Below are 12700 nucleotides of genomic sequence, written 5' to 3' on the forward strand. Positions count from 1 at the left end.
GAGTCCCATGCAGCCAGGATGCCGCGCGCCATGGCGATGTTTTCCCGCGTGCTCGATATCTTCTCCCACATCGTCGTCGTCGTCGCCGGCATCGCGCTCGTCGGGCTGGTCGTGATGATGGGCTGGATGGTGTTCGGCCGCTACGTGCTGAACGACACGCCGACCTGGATCGAGCGGGGTGCGACCCTCGCCATCCTGGCGATCGCCCTGCCGGTCGCCGCCGTCGGCGTGCGGGAACGCTTCCACCTTTCGGTGCTCGGCTTCCGCGAGGCGCTGCCGATGCAGGCGCAGCGCTGGATCGCGGTGGGCTGCGACACCGTCGTCGGCATCTTCGGCTTCTGCATGATGGTCTATTCGCAGGAGCTGGTGGACATGGTCTGGAACTTCCGCATCCCGCTGCTCGGCATCAGCCAGGGTTGGACCTACGTGCCGCTGCAGGTCTGCGGCGGCCTGGTGACGCTGTTCGCCATCGAGCAGGTGCTGCTCGACGTGCTGAACAAGGACGGGCCCGAACAGCGCGGCATCAAGGCCGCCTTCCTGGAGTAGTCGCGCGTGGAATACGGCCTGCTGCTGATCTTTGGCATCTTCGTCCTGGGTGTGGTCTCGGGCGTCCCGGTCGCCTTCGTGCTCGGCATCGCCGCGCTGACCGGCTTCTGGTACGAGGGCATCAACCCCGCCGTCGCCTTCCAGCAGATGGCCAGTGGCATGAGCATCTTTGCGCTTCTTGCCATTCCGTTCTTCGTCTTCGCGGGTGAGCTCATGCTGCACGGCGGCATCGCGCGGCGGCTGGTGGCGCTGGCCTCGGGCGCCGTCGGCTGGATGCGCGGCGGGCTGGGCATGGTCGATGTCTCGACCTCCATGCTGTTCGGCGGCATCTCCGGCTCCGCGGTGGCCGATACCTCCGCCACCGGCGTCATCCTGATCCCGGCGATGAAGGCCAAGGGCTATGGCGTGGACTACGCGGTCTCGGTGACCGTCACCTCCTCCATCGCCGGCATCCTGATCCCGCCCAGCCACAACATGATCCTGTACAGCCTTGCGGCGGGCGGCGGCATCTCCGTCACGGCGCTGTTCATCGCAGGCATCGTGCCGGGCCTGATGATGTGCGGGTTCCTCGCGGTCGCGGCCTATGTGATGGCGGTGCGCCGCGGCTATCCAGCGGAGCCCTGGGCCGGCTTCCGCCACCTGTTCTGGACCTTCATCGACGCGCTGCCGGGGCTGTTCACCGCCATCATCATCCTGGGCGGCGTGCTGTCCGGCATCTTCACTGTGACGGAAAGCGCCGCCTTCGGCACCATCTGGGCGCTGCTGGTCACCATCCTGGTGTATCGCAACCTGAGCTGGAACGCCTTCACGGTCGCCGTCGCCGCGGCGGTGCGCACCTCCGCCGTCGTGTTCCTGCTGGTCGGCACCGCCACCGCCTTCGCCTACCTGCTGGCGCTGTACCGCCTGCCGGACCTGCTGACGGAGGGGATGCTCTCGATCAGCTCCAACCCCATCGTCATCATGCTGATGATCAATGTCTGCCTGCTGCTGCTCGGCTGCGTCATGGACATGGCGGCGCTGATCCTGATCACCACGCCGATCTTCCTGCCCGTGGTGGTGGCGATCGGCGTCGACCCGGTGCAGTTCGGCATGATCATGATGATGAATCTGGGCCTTGGCCTGACCACGCCGCCGGTTGGTGCCGTGCTGTTCGTCGGCTGCGCCATCGGCAAGATCCCGATCGAGGCGGTGATGAAGACCATCTGGCCCTTCTACGGCGCCATCCTGCTGGCCCTGATGCTGACCACCTACTGGCCCGCCGTGTCGCTGACCCTGCCGCGGCTGCTGCTGGGCTATGAGGGCTAGCGCGATGTTCACGCTTGCCGCCGATCTCCGCGCCGAGGTCGGCGAGGGCCCGACCTGGGACGATCGCCGCCACGTGCTGTGGCTGGTCGATATCCTGGCCCCCTGCGTCATCCGCTTCGATGCCACCGATGGCAGCGTCCGCCGCATTCCGGTGCCGGAAGTCTGCGGCAGCCTCGCGCTGTGCCGGTCCGGCGACCTGCTGGTGGCGCAGCGCGCCAGCATCATCCGGCTGGACCCGGACAGCGGCGCCATCACGCCCTTCGCCAGCATCCCGGAGGAGCCGGCGCATAACCGCCTGAACGACGGCAAGGTCGGACCCGATGGCGCGTTCTGGGTCGGCAGCATGGATGACCGGCCGGAAAAGCAGGCGACGGCCATGCTGTGGCGCGTCACCCCCGATGGCCAGGCGGAGCGGCGGCGCGAGGGGCTGACCGTCTCGAACGGCCTCGCCTGGTCGCCCGATGGCCGCACCATGTGGCATTCCGACAGCCGCAGCGCCCGCATCGACACCTGCGACTTCGACCCCGCCACCGGTGCCACCGGCCCCTGGCGCACCGTCATCACCATGACGGACGCCACCGGGCGGCCCGATGGCGCCGCCTGCGATGCGGCGGGCAACTATTGGTCCGCCGGAGTTTCCGCCGGCCGCATCAACGTCATCTCCCCCGCGGGCGAGATCCTGCGCCACTTCGCCTTTCCCGTACCGGCCCCAACCATGCCCTGCTTCGGCGGGCCGGGCCTGTCCACGCTGTTCGTCACCAGCCTGCGCCGCGGCCGCGAAACGGCGGTGGCTGAGCATCCGACCCTGGGTGGGCTGTTCCGCGCCGAAGGCCTGGGCCAGGGTGCGCCGGTGCATCGCTTCGCCGACTGAGGATTCCTGGCATGACCGAAACCAAACCCATCCTGCTGACCGGCGCCTCCGGCAATCTCGGCCGCATGCTGACGCGCGAATTGTCGGCAGCCGGCTTCACCCTGCGCCTCACCGACATCGTCCCTTTCCCGGATGAACTGCCCGCCGGCGCCCGCTTCGTGAAGGCCGACCTGTCCGAGGCGCTGGCCGTGGTGCGCCAGGCGGAAGGCTGCGGCACCATCCTGCATTTCGGCGGCGTGAGTGTGGAAAAGCCGTTCGAGGAAGTCGCCGGCCCCAACCTGCACGGGCTGTACCACATCTACGAGGCGGCCCGGATGTTCGGCGCCCGCGTGGTCTTCGCCAGCTCCAACCACTCCATCGGCTTCCACGAACGCCCGCAGGGCAACCAGGCCAAGCTGGACGCCGACTGCGCCTTCCGGCCGGATGGCTATTACGGCCTGTCCAAGGTGTATGGCGAGCTGATGGGCCGCATGTACTGGGACAAGCACGGCGTCGAGAACGTCAACATCCGCATCGGCTCCTGTTTTCCGAAGCCAATCAACAAGCGGATGCTGGCCACCTGGCTTTCCTACGCCGACCTCGCCCGCCTCATCACCCGCACCATCGTCGCCGAGCGCACCGGGCATTGCGTGATCTGGGGCGCGTCGAAGAACCCCGACAGCTTCTGGGGCGCCGACCACCGCGACCGGCTGGGCTGGCAGCCGGAGGACACCGCCGAGGACTTCCGCACCGAGGTCGGCCACATCGTCTCCGACGACCCGGTGGAGGAACGCTACCAGGGCGGCGGCTACTGCTCGATCGAATACTCCCGGAAGGGCGGTTTTTCGCCCCGCGACCAGTTCGACCCGGAATGATCGGGCTGGCGGCCGGCGACTGGGCGGCGACGATCCTGGAAGATGAGGGCGCCGCACTCGGCACCCTGACCTGGCGCGGCCGGGACATCGTGGCGCCGGTGCCGGCGGGCGAAAGCCCGAACCGCGGCCTGCACAGCGCCTTCCTGATGGCGCCCTGGACCAACCGGCTCGATGGCGGCCGCATCACCGTGAATGGCACCGAATACCGCATGCCGATCAACCGGCCGCCGGAGGGCAACGCGCTGCACGGCTTCGTTCGGGACCAGGCCTGGAAGATCGTATCCCAGGCAACGGATCGCGCCGTGCTGTCCTGCGTGGTGGACCACCCACCCTTCCGCTGCGGCGCCTGGCTGACCGTGGCGCTGACGGATCAGGGCCTGTCCCTGACGCTGGCGCTGACCAACACCGGCAGCCAGCCCACCCCGATGGGCATGGGCTGGCACCCCTTCTTCACCCGACCCCTCGGCACCCGCCTGCGCTTCGCCGCCACCACCACCTTCAGCCGCGACGCCCGCGGCCTGGCTCAGTCGCCGCGCCCTTCCGCCGGGCTGGCGGGTGGGGAGGCCGTGCTGGTCGGCCACGACACCCACTTCGCCGGATGGGACGGTCTGGCCGAGATCGCCTGGCCGGGCGGCCCCAATTTGGTCCTGCGCGCCACCGGCGACTGGTCCCGCCACCTGCAGATCTATGCGCCAAGCGTCGCGGAGGTGCTCTGCGTCGAACCGGTGAGCCATGTGCCGGACGCCGTGAACCGCCCGGACCTCGCCGCCCATGGCCCGATGCATGTGCTGGCGCCGGGCCAGGCGCTGCAGGGCACGGCAACCCTGCACCTGGGATAACCCCCCTCCCCAAGCGCCGCCGGCCGGGCGAGAATGGGAGCATGCAAAGCGCGCTCATCCTCGGTGGCGGTGTCATGGGCCTGTCGGCCGCCTGGGCGCTGTACCGGGCCGGGTACGCCGTGCGGGTGGTGGAACAGGACCCGGTGCCGAACCCCCGCGGCAGTTCGGTGGACGACCATCGCCTGATCCGCCACGCGTATGGCGCCGCGCGCGGCTACATGCGGATGATCGACCCCGCCCATGCCGCCTGGAGCCTGCTGTTCCAGGAAGCCGGGGAGGTGGCCTACGTCCCGACCGGGGTGCTCGCCCTGGCGAACGCGCCAAACGCCTGGATCTCTGACAGCCGCGCGGCCCTGCGCGCCGATGGCCACGCGGTGGAGGACCTGGACGCCGCCACCATCGCCGCTCGCTACCCCTACCTGTCCGCCGAGGGTCTGGCGGACGCCTTCCACCTGCCCACCGGCGGCGTCCTGCTGGCGCGCCGCATCGTCGAGATGCTGTCCCGCATCCTGGCCCACCGCGGCGTGGACATCCGCCGTGGCCATGCCGTTGCGGTCGATCCGGCCCGCGCCGGACTGTTGCTGGGTGACGGCACACGGTTGCAGGCCGACCTGCTGGTTGTCGCCGCCGGCCCCTGGGCACCACGCCTGCTGCCCTCCCTCGCCACGCGGGTCCGCCCGACGCGGCAGATCCTGGTCCGCCTGGCGCCGCCACCCGAACACGAAGCCGCCTGGCGGCAGGCTCCGATGCTGCTGGACCTCGCCGAGGATGGCGGCTTCTACGCCGTCCCGCCGGTCGCCGGCACGCCGCTGAAGATCGGCGACCACCGCTTCGCCCCCACCGGCGACCCCGACGCGCCGCGCGAGGCCACCGCCGCCGAAGCCGCGGAAATCCTGGACTTCGCCCGGCCGCGCATCCTCGGGCTTGATCGTTATCGCGTATTGTCCGCCGCCGCCTGCTACTACGATGTGGAGGCGGAGGAGCGATTCGTGGTGGAGCGTCTGGGCGACATGGCCTTCGTGATGTCCGGCTTCTCCGGGCACGGCTTCAAGTTCGGCGCGCTGCTCGGTCTGGCCCTGGCGCGCGCCGCGGGCGACGCCTCGCTGGCCGATGCGCTGCCCGGCTGGGCCGCCGGCGCCAAGCCGCCACCGGCGGGCCTGCTGGCCGACCTGCAACAGGAAAACGCGGCATGAACCTGCCCACACCAGCCGAGGACCTGGTTCTCGGCCTCACCCAGGTCATCGGCCTGCCCGGCCTGACCGAGGCTGCCGGCAGCCCGTTGCCCGCCGCCGATATTGCTGCCCTGATCGAGGAGGCGGCGCGCTTCACCTTGGAAAAGATGGCGCCCGGCTGGCAGGACGCCGACCGCCACGGCGCCCGCTATGCCAACGGTACCGTCACGGTGCCGCCGCACTACAACCAGTTGATGCGGGATTGGATCGACAGCGGCTGGCAGGGCGTCTCGGCCCCTGAGGAACATGGCGGGCAAGGCCTGCCGCATGCGCTGTGGGTGGCGGTGACGGAACTCGCCTCCGCCGCCGACATGGCCTTCTTCCTCGGCCCGGTGCTGACCGCCGGCGCCATCGACCTGCTGGTGACGCATGCGACGCCGGACCAGGCGGCGCGCTGGCTGCCCAAGCTGGTCTCCGGCACCTGGACCGGCACCATGTGCCTGACCGAGCCTCAGGCCGGCTCCGACCTCGCCGCGCTGCGCACCAGGGCGGAGCCGCTGGACGAGGGCCGCTACGCCCTGCACGGCCAGAAGATCTACATCACCTGGGGCGAGCATGACCTGACGGAGAACATCCTCCACCTTGTCCTGGCCCGCCTGCCCGGCGCGCCGGAAGGCTCCAAGGGCATCTCCCTGTTCGCCGCGCCGCGCATCACCGAGGCGGGCCAGCGCAACGCGCTGCGCTGCGGCGGCATCGAGCGGAAGCTGGGCATCCACGCCTCGCCCACCTGCACCATGCTGTTCGAGGGTGCCGAGGCGGAGCTGGTGGGCGAGCCCGGCCGCGGGCTCAACGCCATGTTCGCCATGATGAACGCCGCCCGCCTCGCCGTCGGCGTGCAGGGGGTGGGGCAGGGTGCCCGCGCCCTGGAACGCGCCGAGGCGTTCGCCCTGCAACGCGTGCAGAACGGCCGCCCCATCGCACAGCACGCCGATGTCGCCCGCATGCTGGCGGAAATGCGCGCCGTCACCCTCGCCGGCCGCCTGCTGGCACTGGAGGCTGCGGCGGCGCTCGATGCACATCACCTGCTGGGCGACGAGGAAGGCGCCACGCGCCTGGCGCTGCTGACCCCCATCGTGAAGGCCTGGTGCACCGACCGTGGCGTCGAGACCGCCAATACCGGCATCCAGGTGCATGGCGGCATGGGCTTCGTCGAGGAAACCGGCGCCGCCCAGATCCTCCGCGATGCCCGCATCGCGCCGATCTACGAAGGCACCAACGGCATCCAGGCCATCGACCTGCTGGTCCGCAAGGTCGCCCGCGATGAGGGCGATGCGATGCGGGTTCTGCTCGCCGAGGTTTCGGCCAGCGACCGCCGCCTGGCCCCGGCCGCGGAACGCCTGGGCGACGTCACGGAAATCCTGCTCGGCCTTCAGGCGAAGGACCCCGACCGCGCGCAATCCCTCGCTGCCCCCTACCTCGATGCCTGCGGATGGCTGCTGGGCGGCTGGATGCTGGCCCGCGCCGCCGCGGCGTCCCCCGCACACGCCCCGTTGGCCGCCTTCTACCTGGCCCGACTGCTGCCGCGCGCGGAGGCCCGCTGCCTGGAAATCGAGCAGGGCGCCCTGGTGCCCGTGCCGTCCGTGCTTTAACCGCATCGACATGCCTCTTGCAGCATTCCGACGCGCACGCATCTGCTGCGGACTGACATGACCGCTCCTCTCGCCTCCCCCGCCCTTCACCGGTCACGCCCGAAGGTTGCCATCATTGGCGCCGGACCGGGTGGCCTTGCCGCAGCCATGCTGCTCGCCGCCTCCGGCGCACGGGTCACCGTGTACGAGAAGGACGAGGTGGTGGGCGGGCGAACCCGCACCCTGACCTCGGCGGAGGGCTACAGCTTCGACCTGGGCCCGACCTTCTTCCTGTACCCGCGCATCCTGAAGGAGATCTTCGCCCGCTGCGGCGCGGACCTGGAACGCGAGGTGGATATGCGGCGGCTGGAGCCGCAGTATCGCCTGCTGTTCGAAAAGGGCGGCGACGTCACGAAGCTCGACGCCAGCGCCGACCTGGACCGGATGGAGGCGGAAATCGCCCGCATCTCGCCGGGCGACGCCAAGGGCCTGCGCCCCTTCATGCTGGAAAACCGCGCCAAGCTGGAGGCCTTCCGGCCCGTCCTGGAACGCGCCTTCTCCACCGCCGCGGACATGATGCGGCCGGACATGCTCAAGGCGCTGCCGCTGATGAAGCCCTGGTCCACCGTGGACAAGGACCTGGCGCGGCACTTCAAGGACCCCCGCGTCCGCCTCGCCTTCTCCTTCCAGACCAAATACCTGGGCATGAGCCCGTTCAAATGCCCGGCGCTGTTCACCATCCTGTCGTTCCTGGAATATGAACACGGCGTCTTCCACCCGATCGGTGGCTGCGGCGCGGTGTCCACCGCCATGGCGCGCGTCGCCGAACGGCTCGGCGCCGATATCCGCCTGAACACCCCGATCGAGGCCATCGCCTTCCAGGGCAAGCGCGCCAAGGGCGTCGAGATCGGCGGCACGCGGCACGACGCGGACGCCGTGGTGGTGAACGCGGACTTCGCCCACGCCATCCCGAAGCTGATCCCCGACCAGCTCCGCAAGGGCTGGAAGGACAAGAAGATCGGACAGGCGCGCTATTCCTGCTCCACCTTCATGCTCTACCTCGGCCTCGACCGCGAGTTGCCCGGCGTCGCCCACCACAACGTCATCCTGTCCGAGCAGTACCGGCAGAACATCGGCGAGATCGAGACCGGGGTGATCCCGGAAATCCCATCCCTGTATGTCCAGCACGCCGGCGCCACCGACCCGACCATGGCGCCCGCCGGCCACTCCGCGCTCTACGTCCTGGTCCCGGTGCCGAACCTGATCCACCAGCCGGACTGGGCCGCGCAGAGCGCCCGCTTCCGCGAGATCGCCCTCGACCGCCTCAAGGTCCTCGGCCTCGGCGACCTGCGGCCGCACATCAAGTACGAGCGCATCGTCGCCCCGCAGGATTGGGAGAGCGACTTTGCCGTGGGCTACGGCGCCACCTTCAACCTGTCGCACGAACTGCCGCAGATGCTGCTGTTCCGCCCCGGCAACCGCTTCCGCGACGTCGAAGGCGTGTACCTGGTGGGCGGTGGCACCCACCCCGGCAGCGGCCTGCCCGTGATCTACGAAGGCGCCCGCATCACCACCGGCCTGCTCGCCGCCGACCTCGGCCTCTCGGCCGCCCCCAGCCGCCCGACCGCCGACAGCGGCTTCCGCGCGGCAACCCCGGTGGCGGCGGAGACTTAATCAGCTTCTGCGGGTGGCCTTGCAGGGGGCGCTGCCCCCTGCACCCCCGCCAAAGGGACAGTGGTCCCTTTGGAAACCCATTCAGGGGTGGAAGGGAGGAGGGGCATCGCGGGACCGCCGGTTCAACGGTCCCTCCAGGCCCCTCCTCCCTTCCACCCCTCATAAAAGGGTTCGAAGGGGCCGCTGCTCCTTCGCGGGAGGGTGCAGGGAGGGCAGCGCCCTCCCTGCGAGCCACCCGCGGAACCTGCTAAGACTTCGACGACACGGAGGACGCACGCATGGCAGACCGGGTGGTGGTGGTGGGTGGCGGCCTGGGTGGGCTGGCGGCGGCTGCGGTGGCGGCGGCGCGTGGGCACAAGGTGACGCTGCTCGACAAGAATCCGTGGCTGGGCGGCAAGGCGGCGGTGTTGAACCTGCCGGCGCCGGATGGGTCGGGTGAGTTCCGCTTCGACATGGGGCCGACCATCCTGACCGTGCCGCGCGTGTTGCGGCGAATTTTCGCGGAGGCGGGGCGCGACCAGTCGAAGGACCTGCCGTTGATCCGGCTGGACCCGCAGTGGCGGTGTTTTTTCGAGGATGGCACGCAGATCGACCTGATGGCCGACGTTGCGACCATGCAGTCGGAGATCGAGAAGTTCGCGCCTGGCCGCGGCCTGGGCGAGGGCTACCGCAAGTTCCAGGAGGAATCGCGCCACCTGCATGGTGTGTCCGAGAAATTCTTCTTCTGGCGGCCGGTCGAGGGGGTCTCCGACACCATCGACATGAAGGCGAACCTCAACCCGAACACGCTGCGCGACGTGCTGTCGCTCAAGATGGGCAAGACGGCAGCGAAGATCATCCGCGGCCATGTGCCGGATGAGCGGCTGGCGCAGATGCTGGACCATTACTGCCAGTATATCGGCTCCTCGCCTTATCTGGCGCCGGCGGTGGTGTGCTCGATCGGCGACATGCAGGCCAGCGAGGGCGTCTGGTACCCGGTGGGCGGCACCCGCGCGGTGGCGGAGGGCCTGGCGAAGCTGGCCGCCGACCTTGGCGCGGAGCTGCGCACCGACAGCGAGGTCACCGGCTTCGACATCGAGAACGGCGCCATCAAGGGCGTGCGGGTGGGCAGCGAGCGGATTGCCTGCGACGCCGTGATCTCCAACATGGATGCGGTCCGCACCTACAAGGAACTGGTGGGCGGCGAGCCCGGCCGGAAATACGCCAAGAAGAACTTCGAGCCGGCCTGTTCCGGCGTGGTGCTCTATCTCGGCCTGAACAAGCGCTACGAGCATCTCGGTCACCACGACTTCGTCTTCTCCCGCGATGCGGAGGAGGAGTTCGACGCGATCTACAAGAAGGGCATCCCGGCCCCCGACCCCACCGCCTACCTGGCGGCGCCGTCCGGCACCGATCCCTCGGTCGCGCCGGAGGGTGGCGAGGCGTTGTACGTCCTGGTCCACACGCCCTATCTGCGGCCGAGTCATGACTGGTCGAAGATGCTGCCGCAGTATCGCCAGACCATCCTCGACAAGCTGAAGCGGACCGCGGGGATGGAGGATATCGAGGGGCGCATCGTGGTGGAGCGCCACCTGACGCCGGTCGATATCCATGAGCGCTACAAGGTGCTGGATGGCGCCATCTATGGGCTCGCCAGCCATGGCAGCTTCATGGGCGCCTTCAAGCCGGGCAACCGGTCCAAGCTGGTGAAGGGCCTGTATCTGTGCGGCGGTGCGGCGCATCCGGGGCCAGGCATGCCGATGGTGATGATGTCCGGCTGGATCGCGGCAGACGCGCTGGATCGCGACCGCGGCGGCCGTGGCATGGATGCGGCGGCGAAGGAGGCCGGGCGGCGCGAATCCGAACTGGCCACCGCCGCGGAATAGCCGTGCCGTGAACCATATGACGCCGCCGGCCAGGGTTGCCGCGGGGGACGACCCCGTCGCGCTGTACGACCCGCGCCGGATGGCGTTCTTCCACTATATGTTTGGCCGGTTCTTCCGGAAGCACATGCGCGCCGCGCGGGTGGCGCTTTGGGGCGTGCCGCAGCACTACGGCGACCGGCCGCTGGTGGTCTTCGCCAACCATCCGGGCTGGTGGGACGGCGTCGCCTTCATGCTGCTTTCGCAGCGGCTGTTCCCCGGCCGGCGCATGTTCATCCCGATGGATGCCGGCGCGCTGACCCGCTACCGCTTCATGACCCGCATCGGCGTCTTTGGCGTGGAGAACGCGACGCCGCGCGGAGCCGTCGCCTTCCTGCGCACCGCCCGCCTGGTGCTGGGCGCGCCGGACCGCATGCTGTGGATGAATGCGCCCGGCCGCTTCAGTGACCCGCGCGAACGCCCGGTGCCGATCGCGTTGGGCATGACCCGCCTGCCGGAGATGGCGCCGGAGGCGCTGTTCGTGCCACTGGCGCTGGACTACCCCTTCTGGTCCGAGCGCAAGCCGGAAATGCTGTGCGCCTTCGGCCAACCGATCAGCGGAGAAACGCTGGCGGCTCTGCCGCGCGAAAGCCGCGTCGCGGTGCTGTCCGACGCGCTGGCAATGACCATGGACCGCCTGGCGCAGGATGCCATCACCCGCGATCCCGCGCGGTTCGAGACGCTGTTGCAGGGCCCGGAGGGCATGGGCGGAATCTATGAGTTGTGGCGGCGCTTGCGTTCCGCGATGAAGGGCCAAACATTCGATCCACGACACGATCCCAGGGGAGGGGCGGGCTAGGCGATGGATATGGAATTCACCTGGGCCTGGATTGCGCTTGCCCTCGCCATGTTCCCCGCCACCATGGGCGTCGTGAACCTGTTCCTGGTCCGCCCGCCGCGCGGCACGCCGCCGGACGGCACCCTGGTCTCCATCCTGATCCCGGCCCGCAACGAGGCCGTCAACATCGCGGCCTGCCTGGATGCGGCGCTGGCCTCTCGCGGCGTCGCGGTGGAGGTCGTGGTGATGGACGACGGCTCCACGGACGAGACCGCCGCCATCGTCAGGGCCTATGCCACCCGCGATGCGCGCGTGCGGCTGGAGGCGGCGCCGCCCTTGCCGGCCGGCTGGACCGGCAAGGTGCATGCCTGCGCCCGGCTGGCGGAGGCCGCGCGCGGCACGCATTTCCTGTTCATCGATGCCGACGTCCGCCTGGCGCCGGAGGCCGCGGCGAGCATGGCCGGCCACGCCGCACGCACCGGCACCGCCATGGTCACCGGCGTGCCGAAGCAGCTCATCGGCTCGCTGGGCGAGGCGCTGACCGTGCCGATGATCAATTTCCTCCTGATCTGCTACCTGCCCGGCGGCGGCCGCGCCTTCACCCGGCGCTCCGGCATGGCGGCGGCCTGCGGCCAGCTCATGCTGGTGGAGCGCGCGGCCTATCTTGCCGCCGGCGGGCATGAGGGTGTGAAGGGCGTCATGCACGACGCCCTCGCGCTGTCCCGCCGCATGCGCGAGCACGGGCTGGCGACCGAGATCGTGGAGGGCGCCGGGCTCGCCACCTGCCGCATGTACAGCGACTTCGGCCAGAGCTGGGCCGGCTTCATCAAGAATGCGCGGGAGGGCATGGCGACCCCGGTCGGCCTGCCGATCTGGACCGTCATGCTGGCGGGCGCGCATCTCTGGCCGTTCTTCTTCCTGCCGCGCTCGGCCGCGCTGCTGGCCCTCGCGCTCGGCTTCGCGCTGCGTGCCGCGGTGACCCTGCGGGTGCGGGAGCCCTGGTGGACCATTCCGCTGCATCCGCTGACGGTCGCGGTGGCGCTCGCGATCCAGTGGACGGCGTTGGTGCGCGGGCTGCTGGGCAAGCCGGCCGGCTGGAAGGGCCGGGCCTATGAGCCCGTGTAGCCGCCAC

The 12700-nt window shown here is 69.8% G+C and carries 11 protein-coding genes; all 11 read left to right on the forward strand.

Annotation, left to right across the window (positions count from 1 at the left end):
• The first annotated feature begins 30 nt into the window (after positions 1–30).
• The 11 genes from ACLF3G_RS11010 to ACLF3G_RS11060 all read left to right on the forward strand — a co-directional run bounded on the left by ACLF3G_RS11010 (position 31) and on the right by ACLF3G_RS11060 (position 12693).
• The gene (locus ACLF3G_RS11010; RefSeq protein ID WP_430669412.1) at positions 31–546 is read left to right on the forward strand and encodes a TRAP transporter small permease; all 516 of its coding nucleotides are present in this window, start codon (positions 31–33) and stop codon (positions 544–546) included.
• A 6-nt stretch (positions 547–552) separates the two neighbouring features.
• Positions 553–1851, forward strand: coding sequence for a TRAP transporter large permease (locus tag ACLF3G_RS11015; RefSeq protein ID WP_430669413.1), 1299 nt, complete (start codon positions 553–555; stop codon positions 1849–1851).
• Positions 1852–1855: 4 nt separating this feature from the next.
• Positions 1856–2722 carry an SMP-30/gluconolactonase/LRE family protein gene (locus ACLF3G_RS11020; RefSeq protein WP_430669414.1) on the forward strand — a complete coding sequence of 289 codons (867 nt, stop codon included), beginning with the start codon at positions 1856–1858 and terminating at the stop codon, positions 2720–2722.
• 11 nt (positions 2723–2733) lie between these two features.
• Positions 2734–3576 (forward strand): NAD-dependent epimerase/dehydratase family protein, encoded by an 843-nt coding sequence (locus tag ACLF3G_RS11025; RefSeq protein WP_430669415.1) that lies wholly within the window; start codon positions 2734–2736, stop codon positions 3574–3576.
• Complete coding sequence (locus ACLF3G_RS11030; protein WP_430669416.1) at positions 3573–4415, forward strand: aldose epimerase; 843 nt, start codon at positions 3573–3575, stop codon at positions 4413–4415. Before ACLF3G_RS11025 ends, ACLF3G_RS11030 begins: the two co-directional genes overlap by 4 nt.
• A gap of 41 nt (positions 4416–4456) precedes the next feature.
• Complete coding sequence (locus ACLF3G_RS11035; protein WP_430669417.1) at positions 4457–5608, forward strand: FAD-dependent oxidoreductase; 1152 nt, start codon at positions 4457–4459, stop codon at positions 5606–5608.
• Positions 5605–7236, forward strand: coding sequence for an acyl-CoA dehydrogenase family protein (locus ACLF3G_RS11040; protein WP_430669418.1), 1632 nt, complete (start codon positions 5605–5607; stop codon positions 7234–7236). The genes ACLF3G_RS11035 and ACLF3G_RS11040 overlap by 4 nt, the downstream gene beginning before the upstream one ends.
• Positions 7237–7293: 57 nt before the next feature.
• Positions 7294–8889: a phytoene desaturase family protein gene (gene crtI, locus ACLF3G_RS11045; protein ID WP_430669419.1), complete on the forward strand. Its 1596-nt coding sequence runs from the start codon at positions 7294–7296 to the stop codon at positions 8887–8889.
• Positions 8890–9167: 278 nt separating this feature from the next.
• A complete protein-coding gene (locus ACLF3G_RS11050; protein WP_430669420.1) occupies positions 9168–10754 on the forward strand; it encodes a phytoene desaturase family protein in 1587 nt (528 codons plus the stop codon).
• A gap of 16 nt (positions 10755–10770) precedes the next feature.
• Positions 10771–11589, forward strand: coding sequence for a lysophospholipid acyltransferase family protein (locus ACLF3G_RS11055; RefSeq protein ID WP_430669687.1), 819 nt, complete (start codon positions 10771–10773; stop codon positions 11587–11589).
• Positions 11590–11592: 3 nt separating this feature from the next.
• The gene (locus tag ACLF3G_RS11060; RefSeq protein ID WP_430669421.1) at positions 11593–12693 is read left to right on the forward strand and encodes a glycosyltransferase; all 1101 of its coding nucleotides are present in this window, start codon (positions 11593–11595) and stop codon (positions 12691–12693) included.
• The last annotated feature ends 7 nt before the right edge of the window (positions 12694–12700 follow it).

Origin of the sequence: Falsiroseomonas sp. HC035 (assembly GCF_050563525.1) — a bacterium.
Taxonomy (GTDB): Bacteria; Pseudomonadota; Alphaproteobacteria; order Acetobacterales; family Acetobacteraceae; genus Falsiroseomonas.

What these genes read in the sequence shown, in the direction of transcription:
- ACLF3G_RS11025 (WP_430669415.1), top strand. Translation starts at nt 2,734, where the DNA reads ATGACCGAAACCAAACCCATCCTGCTGACCGGCGCCTCCGGCAATCTC.
- ACLF3G_RS11060 (WP_430669421.1), top strand. Translation starts at nt 11,593, where the DNA reads ATGGATATGGAATTCACCTGGGCCTGGATTGCGCTTGCCCTCGCCATG.
- ACLF3G_RS11050 (WP_430669420.1), top strand. Translation starts at nt 9,168, where the DNA reads ATGGCAGACCGGGTGGTGGTGGTGGGTGGCGGCCTGGGTGGGCTGGCG.
- ACLF3G_RS11040 (WP_430669418.1), top strand. Translation starts at nt 5,605, where the DNA reads ATGAACCTGCCCACACCAGCCGAGGACCTGGTTCTCGGCCTCACCCAG.
- ACLF3G_RS11030 (WP_430669416.1), top strand. Translation starts at nt 3,573, where the DNA reads ATGATCGGGCTGGCGGCCGGCGACTGGGCGGCGACGATCCTGGAAGAT.
- ACLF3G_RS11010 (WP_430669412.1), top strand. Translation starts at nt 31, where the DNA reads ATGGCGATGTTTTCCCGCGTGCTCGATATCTTCTCCCACATCGTCGTC.
- ACLF3G_RS11035 (WP_430669417.1), top strand. Translation starts at nt 4,457, where the DNA reads ATGCAAAGCGCGCTCATCCTCGGTGGCGGTGTCATGGGCCTGTCGGCC.
- crtI (WP_430669419.1), top strand. Translation starts at nt 7,294, where the DNA reads ATGACCGCTCCTCTCGCCTCCCCCGCCCTTCACCGGTCACGCCCGAAG.
- ACLF3G_RS11055 (WP_430669687.1), top strand. Translation starts at nt 10,771, where the DNA reads ATGACGCCGCCGGCCAGGGTTGCCGCGGGGGACGACCCCGTCGCGCTG.
- ACLF3G_RS11020 (WP_430669414.1), top strand. Translation starts at nt 1,856, where the DNA reads ATGTTCACGCTTGCCGCCGATCTCCGCGCCGAGGTCGGCGAGGGCCCG.